At 68.7% G+C, this 7783-nt stretch carries 9 protein-coding genes; 2 read left to right on the top strand and 7 right to left on the bottom strand.

The window, feature by feature from the left end; translation table 11 throughout:
- From AWZ10_RS46260 to AWZ10_RS46230, 7 genes are all read right to left on the bottom strand, one after another.
- Nucleotides 1-1297 (bottom strand): Na+/H+ antiporter (locus AWZ10_RS46260; protein WP_060894247.1); only part of this gene is annotated, 1297 nt, incomplete at its 3' end.
- Nucleotides 1298-1364: 67 nt separating this feature from the next.
- Entirely contained in the window at nt 1365-1736 is a 372-nt protein-coding gene (locus tag AWZ10_RS46255; protein WP_060894246.1) for a DUF2255 family protein, read from the bottom strand.
- A 210-nt stretch (nt 1737-1946) separates the two neighbouring features.
- Nucleotides 1947-2372 (bottom strand): nuclear transport factor 2 family protein, encoded by a 426-nt coding sequence (locus tag AWZ10_RS46250; protein WP_052769439.1) that lies wholly within the window; start codon nt 2370-2372, stop codon nt 1947-1949.
- 114 nt (nt 2373-2486) lie between these two features.
- Nucleotides 2487-3503, bottom strand: a complete 1017-nt coding sequence (locus tag AWZ10_RS46245) for a zinc-dependent alcohol dehydrogenase family protein (RefSeq protein WP_060894245.1) — start codon at nt 3501-3503, stop codon at nt 2487-2489.
- 36 nt (nt 3504-3539) lie between these two features.
- Nucleotides 3540-3947 (bottom strand): cupin domain-containing protein, encoded by a 408-nt coding sequence (locus AWZ10_RS46240; RefSeq protein ID WP_060894244.1) that lies wholly within the window; start codon nt 3945-3947, stop codon nt 3540-3542.
- Nucleotides 3948-4045: 98 nt separating this feature from the next.
- Complete coding sequence (locus AWZ10_RS46235; protein ID WP_046702445.1) at nt 4046-4378, bottom strand: carboxymuconolactone decarboxylase family protein; 333 nt, start codon at nt 4376-4378, stop codon at nt 4046-4048.
- A 35-nt stretch (nt 4379-4413) separates the two neighbouring features.
- Nucleotides 4414-5178 carry an alpha/beta hydrolase gene (locus AWZ10_RS46230; RefSeq protein ID WP_060894243.1) on the bottom strand — a complete coding sequence of 255 codons (765 nt, stop codon included), beginning with the start codon at nt 5176-5178 and terminating at the stop codon, nt 4414-4416.
- 263 nt (nt 5179-5441) lie between these two features.
- Here AWZ10_RS46230 and AWZ10_RS46225 point away from each other — a divergent pair, with 263 nt between their 5' ends.
- Both AWZ10_RS46225 and AWZ10_RS46220 read left to right on the top strand, forming a co-directional pair.
- Nucleotides 5442-6317 (top strand): helix-turn-helix domain-containing protein, encoded by an 876-nt coding sequence (locus tag AWZ10_RS46225; protein ID WP_060894242.1) that lies wholly within the window; start codon nt 5442-5444, stop codon nt 6315-6317.
- A gap of 111 nt (nt 6318-6428) precedes the next feature.
- On the top strand, nt 6429-7298 hold the full coding sequence (locus tag AWZ10_RS46220; protein WP_046702443.1) for a helix-turn-helix transcriptional regulator: 870 nt from the start codon (nt 6429-6431) through the stop codon (nt 7296-7298).
- Nucleotides 7299-7783 lie beyond the last annotated feature (485 nt).

The following is a 7783-nucleotide window of genomic DNA, read 5'->3' as shown; positions in this document are numbered from 1 at the left end:
GCGGGAGCGCCTGGAGGGCTTCCTCGGTCGCGGTGGTGTCGGCGAGGACCTCTTCCTCGTCGACGGAGGTGTCGCGAGGCAGCCGGGCCCAGCGCACCACGCCCGGCAGCAGCAGCCCCTGCACCACGAGTGTCACGACAATGACGCCGGAGGTGACGAAGACGATGAAGGCGCGGTCGGGGAAGGGCTCGCCCGAGTCGAGTGTTGCCGGTACCGAGAGCGCCACCGCGAGCGACACCGCGCCCCGGAAGCCCGCCAGTCCGCTGACGACGCGGGCCCGGTGACTGATTCTCAGGTCCCGCTGCTGGGGACGTCGGTCGATCGCGCGGATCAGGTACGCGGAGGAGAACAGGAATGCGAAGCGGACCGCGACCAGAACCACGCTGACCGCTCCGACCGCGATCAGCGCATCCCTGAGATCGGATCGGCTCAGGTGGCGCAGCGCGTACTGCAGTTCCACTCCGACCAGGACGAACAGTGCGCCGTTGATGATGAAGGTGAGCAGTGGCCAGAAGGCCAGTGCCTGGCGGCGGTGCTCGGCACGGATGAGGCTCGGAGCCACCTGAGCCATGATCAACCCGCTCACGACGACCGCGAGGACGCCTGAGGCATGGATCATCTCGGCCAGCAGATACGCCGTGAACGGAGCCAGGATCATGACGAGGTTGCCCAGCAGGGGATCGTCCAGTCGGCGCCGCAGGTTCATGTTGATCCACGCGACCGCCACGCCTACCGCGGCCCCGCCGCCGTAGGCCAGGAGGAACAGCGCGCCGACGTGCGGAAGGGTGAGGTGTTCCTCGCCGACGGTGATCCCGACCGCCAGGCCGAAGATGACCAGGGCGGTGCCGTCGTTGACGAGGCTTTCGGCACGCAGCACGGTGACCTGGCGGCGCGGCAGAGAGCGGGCCAGGACGCCGACGGCTGTGGCGTCGGTGGGAGCCACGGCCGCGCCCAGCGCCCAGGCAGGTCCCCACGGGAGTCCGAGCGCGTGCCCGGCAACCGCCACGGCACCTGCGGTCAGGATCACCAGGACCGTGCTGAGCAGGACGATACCGCGCAGGTTCGTACGGATCTCCCGCATGGACGTGGTCAGGCTCTCCCAATACAGCAATACGGGGAGGAAGAGCAACAGTACGACTTCGGGTGGGAGTTGGGTCTGGCGGACGGCGGGGACGAGACCGAGGAGCGTGCCCACGACGAGGAGTGCGACGGGTGGTGCGACGCGGAAGCGCTGGCCCAGGACGTTGCCCACCAGCACGGCCGCACCCAGGACGACGACGAGTTCGAGACCGAGCATGGCGCTTACTCCTGCGAGGGACTGGGTGTCGGTGGCGGCTCGGCGCCTTCCACCAGGATGGTCTTGGTCATCTGGGTACCAGCCGCAGCGTCGTCGAGCGTGCCGCCACCATCGGATCGACATACGCGCCGCCGAAGCGGCCGTACTTGGTGCGATACGCGGTGTCGATACGGTCGTTGACCTCGGAGTCCGGAACCTCGGCGAAGACGACGTCCTTGTCGACCCCGCCGGAGCGGATATGCCCCTGATGGTTCGCGCGGGCCGTGCGCCACCAGCCGCCGTCCGTGCCCCGGAAGGAGCGGACGTACAGGTTCTCACCGTCGCGGACGACCCAGATCGGCACCGGCGCCCGCAGGGTGCCGTCATGGCGGAGCGGTGCCATCTCCAACTCGTCTGCTCCGGCGATGCGGTTGAGCTCGTCGCTGGTCCATGTCGCCATCGGTGGTTCTCCTATCTCTTTTCTCTTCAGCGCGGGCATGCGGAAGGTGCCTCGTCACGGTCGCCGGGCCGGTCTCAGGAAAAGACTTGCCGCAGCGTCGACGATGGCCGTCACCGCGGTGACGGCCAGGCCGCCCCGGCAGGCCCTCGTGAGACCGGGAAGGGCGTGGGAATGGGCGCCGACGTGGTGCAGGGACCGGATGACCTGCGGTCAGGCGGGACTGGTGGTGAGTGGGTCACCGAGGTGGGTACGGGTGATTCCGAGTGAGTCCTCGAAGACGCGGTAGTCGGTGATCAGACCGTCCGCGACGGTGAATCGCAGGATCATCTCGCTTTCGAGCACCTGCCCCGAGGGATGGAACCGGGAGGCGTACCGGCCAGGTGCCAGGACCCGTCCGTCGGCCTCCACCATGCTGCCCAGCCCGAATGTGAGTGGCTCGACGGCGGCGAAGAACGCGGTGAGGGACTGCCGGATCTCCTCCGGCCCGGTGCGGTTCCCGGCCCAGGGGGTCAGGGCCGGATCACCCGGAATCATCCAGGTCGCGTCGGGCGCGAAGTGGGAGAGGATGCGCTCCATGTCGCGTGTGCCGAAGGCCTCGAAGTACGCCTCGACGGTGGCGATCGCCTCGCTGGTCATGGCTGTCGGTCCGTTCTGTGCCGTGGCTGCGACCGTCGAACGGCCGCTGCTGCTCGGTGGTGCCGGCGGTGGTGGGCGCGGCGGATCGGGCGCCCACCACCGCCGGGCTTCAGGTCAGGGGCGCAGCAGGGTCTTGATGGCGCGGCGCTCGTCCATGGCCTTGTACCCGTCGGCGGCCTCGTCCAGGGGCAGGGCGAGGTCGAAGACCTTGCCCGGGTCGATACGGCCGCTGAAGACGCGGTCGATGAGGTCGGGAAGGTAGGCGCGCACGGGGGCGGGGCCACCGCGCAGACCGACGTGGGAGAAGAAGAGCTCCTGGCCCTCGATCTGCGAGCCGTGCGGGAAGCCGACGAAGCCGACGTTGCCGCCGGGGCGGGTGGACTGCAGGGCCTGGTGCAGCGACTCCTGGGTGCCGACGCACTCGAGGACCGAGTCGGCGCCGATGCCCTTCGTCAGTTCCTTCACGCGGGCCACGCCTTCTTCGCCGCGCTCGGTGACGATGTCGGTGGCGCCGAACTCCAGGGCGAGCTTCTGCCGGGACTCGTGCCGGCTCATGGCGATGATGCGCTCGGCGCCCAGTTCCTTCGCGGCGATGACGCCGGACAGGCCCACCGCGCCGTCACCGACGACCACGGCCGTCGAACCGGGCTTGACCTCAGCGGCCTTGGCGGCGTACCAGCCGGTGCCCATGACGTCGGAGAGGGTCAGCAGGCTCGGGATCAGCTCGTCGGCCGGCGGCTCCGGGGTGGCGACCAGGGTGCCGTCCGCGAGGGGGATGCGGACGTACTCGGCCTGGGCGCCGTTCACCCACTGCGCGTGCCGGCAGGAAGTCTGGTAGCCGGACTGGCAGATCGGGCAGGTGTTGTCGGAGGCGACGAAGGAGCCGATGACGAACTGGCCGGGCCTGACGGTCGACACGTCGCTGCCGACTTCCTCGACGATGCCGACGTATTCGTGGCCGATCGGCTGCGGACCGGAGACCGGCAGGACGCCCCGGTAGCTCCACAGGTCGGAGCCGCACACGCAGGCGGCGACGGTGCGGATGACCGCGTCCGTCGGTGCCGTGATCTTCGGCTCGGGAACGTTCTCCACCCGGATGTCACCGGGCGCGTGAATGATGGTTGCTCGCATGGTGCCTTCCCAGCTCTTGTCGGGTCTGTCGTGGTGTCAGGGGCGGGTACGGGTGCTGACGCGCCGGCCGTTGTAGTCGTCGTCCGAGACGTGTTCGAGCCAGGTGGCGTCGTCCGTCTCCCACAGGGCGGGATGGACCATGAACCGGTCGGGCGCGGCACCGTGCCAGTGCTCCTCGCCCGGGGGCGTGTGGATGACGTCGATGGGATGAGCCTCGACGATGTCGCCGCCACGGGACTGCACCAGGGCGATGCCCTCGACGACGCGGAGGGTCCGGCCGAGGCCGTGGGAGTACCGGGCGGTGCGGGCGCCGGGGGTGAACCGGACCATGTTGGCCCGCATCCGCGAGGCGTCCTCGCCGCGGTGGGTCACGTCCGCGTAGGCGTCGCCGGTGAACCACTCGGCAGGAAGCTTCATGGGGGGAGACTGCTCCAGCAGTTCCATGGGGTGTCGTCCCTCTGGTGTGGTGCTGCCGCCGGGCCGTGCGGCGGCGGTGTGTGGGGGAGAGCCCGCGATGTGGGGTGCGTGCGGGCGGATGAGCATCAGCCGGACTGGTCGGACTTCTCCACGATCTCCTTGAGGAGGGTCATCGCGGTCATGGCGTTGGGCCATCCGGCGTAGAAGGCCAGATGGGTGATGGCCTCGACCAGTTCGTCCTTGGTCACGCCGTTCTCCAGCGCCTTGCCGAGGTGGAAGCCGAGCTGGTCGGTTCGGTACAGGGCGGCGAGAGCGGTGACGGTGACGAGGCTGCGGTCGCGCGGGGACAGACCCGGCCGTTCCCAGATGTCACCGAACAGGACGGTGTCGGTCACCTCGGCGAGCTTGGGGGCGAACTCCTGGATGGCCGGCGGCGCGAACTTCTTCCGTTCGGACATGGGGTGGTGCTCCTTGCGTGTGTATGAGGGGGGATTCAGGCTGCCCGGCCATCGACCGGGGGTTGGGTCGGGTGCTCACCGGAGAACGGGGTGGGCTTGGCGAGGGCGGGGGAGACGTGTTCGTCCTTGCCGTACAGGTCGCAGTGGGAGGCGCCGTCGAGCCAGGACAACTCCTTCGATTTCCCGGCCTGTTCGACGGCCATTCGGCTGACGTGGGCCGTGGCGGCCTCGCTGCCCACGATCATCAGCAGCGGGCGCGGAGCGAGGCTTCCGATGTTGGCGAAGGAGTCGTACTGGCCGATCTGGTCGACACCGCGCAACGCACGCGTTCTCGGACCGCAGGTGCGCATCGTGTGCGGTGCGGCAGTGCTCGTGCCCCTGCCGGCGATGGTCCGGCGTCGTCTCGTCGGCTTCCTCGGGCACGATGTGTCCGAGGAGGATGGGCTCGTCGAGAGCCTCGTCCGTACACAGGAGGCCGGCGCGGGCGACGGGATCGCGGTAGACGGCCGGGTCCTGACCGCCGCCGAGCCTGTCGCGCCAGGGCTGCCGCTGCAGGCGGCGCTGACCGTGCGGACGGCTCCGATGGGCTGGTCGCTGATGGTGGCGTACACCACCGCGTGGCCGCCGCCGGTGGGTGTGTCCAGCGCACCGATGTGGTCGGGGTCGACGTCCTGCTGGGTGCCGAGGTAGCTGACGGCGCTCTTGATGTCCTCGGCTCGCTGGACGGGGTTCTCCAGGAAATGGGGTTCGCCTTCACTCACGCCCTGGTGGGCGGCCTCGAAGGTGACATCCGTCCGCACTGTTTCTACTCGCCTCCTCCGCCTGCGGCATGGAAATACGGAATATCGGTGACGTGCGGAAAGTAATTCCGTCCCGGGGGTTGGCCGTCCCGCTTGTTCGGGTGAATGCTCTCCGTAGGCCGACTCTGATCGCCGAACACGCCATCGACCCTGCCACTTCTGAGGGAATCCGCAAAGGGGAGAATTCCACCCTGGGCATCGCTTATCCAGGGGAGAGATTCTTACCCCCCTCGTGCAGACCGAGCGGTGCGACACTGGCTGTCATGACCAGCGACGCGCATCTGAACGAGCTGGGACAATTCCTCAAGGTGCGGAGGGCTGAGTTGACCCCGCACACCGTCGGTCTGCCCGACACCGGTGGCCGGCGTGTGCCTGGCCTGCGCAGGGAGGAGGTCGCCCTGCTCGCCGCCATCAGCACCGACTACTACACACGGCTGGAACAGGGCCGCATCCAGCCGTCCGCGTCAGTGCTGGCCGCTCTCGCCCATGTCCTGCATCTGGATGATCACCAGCGTGACCACCTGTTCGGGCTGGCCGGCCGGCAAAGGGCGCGACACCGTCGCCCGGCCGTCCAGAAGGCTCACCCGCAGTTGTGCCGCCTGCTCGGCGATCTCACCGTGAGTCCTGGCGTGGTGATCGGCCGCAGTATGGACATTCTGGCGTGGAATCCGCTTGCCGCCGCCCTGGTGACCGATTTCGCGAAGGTGCCGGAAGGCAAGCGGAACTGTGTCCGTATCCTCTTCACCGATCCGTCCATGCGGACGCTGTACGCGGACTGGCGGGCCGTCGCCCGTGGCTGCGTGTCCCATCTGCGCATGAAGGCCGCCACATACCCGGACGATCCGCGGCTGACCAGCCTGGTCGGCGAACTCTCCGTGCAGGACAGGGACTTCGGTCAGTGGTGGGGAAGCCGTCACGTGCCGTCGCGCAGGCTGGGCATGAAGAGGTTCAACCACCCCGTCGTCGGCGAACTCGTCCTTGACTGGGACACCTTCACCTGCGCCAGCGATCCCGATCAGGAACTCGTCGTCTGGACGGCGGAGCCTGGCACGCCGTCGTACGACGCGCTACGTGACCTCGCCTCGTGGGCCTCCGGTCAGCGCGGCGGCCCCGCCGGCCGGTCCGGTCGACCGGTGTGACTGACGGCCTGATCCGGCGCCGCGCACTCGGGAGGGAAAAGGTGAATTACCGAACCCTGGGACAAAACTCTCCCCCTCAGTTTTCGGATGAATGCTGCGACACTGGTTGGTATGGACAGCGAAGCGCATTTTCCTGAATTGGGAAAATTTCTCAAGGAATGCCGAGCCCAACTGAGCCCGCGGACCGTGGGTCTGCCCGAGTCCGGGGCATCTCGGCGTGTGCCGGGGCTGCGCCGTGAGGAGGTCGCCCAACTCTTGGGAATCAGCGCGTACTCCTACGCGCGGTTGGAGCAGGGGCGAGCCCCCGTGCCGAGGTCGGTGCTCACCGCTCTGGTCCGTGTCCTGCACCTCGATGACGACCGGCGTGACCACCTGGTCGAGCTGGCCGCGAGTGGCGAGTATGAACCGCGCCGTCGACCGGCGCAGAAGGTCCACCCGCAGCTCAGGCGCATCCTGGACGAGCTGACAGCGACTCCCGCGCTCGTCCTGGGCCGGCACCTGGACATCCTCGCCTGGAACCCCCTGGCAGCCGCTCTGCTCACCGACTTCGACCGGATCCCCGAGAGGAAGCGCAACTACGCCCGGCTGCTCTTCACCGACCCCGCCTTCCGGGAGCTCTACCGCGACTGGAGGACGAACGCCCGGACCTGCGTCGCCCACCTGCGTCTGGAGGCCGCCAAGCGCCCTGGCGACCCCGGGTTGGCCGCCCTCGTCGGCGAGCTCTCGGTGGCTGACACCGACTTCCGGCAGTGGTGGGCAGGCCGCCAGATGACCGGACTGCGGATGGGCACCAAGAGGCTGCGACACCCACTCGTCGGCGACCTCACCCTCGACTGGGACAGCCTGACCTGCACAGCCGACCCTGCTCAAAAACTGGTGATCTCGACCGCCGCGCCCGGGACCCCGTCCCATGACGGGCTCCTCTTCCTCGCGTCGTGGACTGCGGACCCGGATCAGCCGGCACGGGATGCGGCAGCCTGACCGCGACGGGGGCAGTCGGCTTGCGTCGTCGTGTCTGTCCTGAGGGACGGTGGCGATGGAGATGGATCCCTACGTGGCGCTGAACCGGATCGCCTTCCTGCCGATGCGGTCCCTGGCTTCGACCTGTGGCGTGTGTGCCTTCCGTACGGTCGCCGGGTGCCGCTCGGGTGCCGCTCGGGGGTGCCGAGGGCGAGGTGCGGGCGGGCTGAGACCGGAACACCGCAGTCATCCATGCTCTATCTGGAGGACTGCGATTGTCGCCGAGCCCGCTCTTGCGGACGGACTGGGCGATCGAGACGGAGGAGGCACCGCGCCTGTGCGGCTGTCGGCGGGGCTGACTGGAGTGAACCTGTTCGCCGCGTAGTGCGTGTTCGGAGCGTGCGAGCCCCTTGGACGGCTACCCGAACGCTCCTCTCCTGTTGTGAACCACGCGCGTCGGCACAGCAAAGCAGCGGCGGGGCCGCGACGGTGTGTGCCGTCGCGGC

Origin of the sequence: Streptomyces europaeiscabiei, from assembly GCF_001550375.1 — a bacterium.
GTDB classification, from domain to species: domain Bacteria; phylum Actinomycetota; class Actinomycetes; order Streptomycetales; family Streptomycetaceae; genus Streptomyces; species Streptomyces europaeiscabiei.
This window is presented reverse-complemented; position numbering and strand designations above follow the sequence as displayed.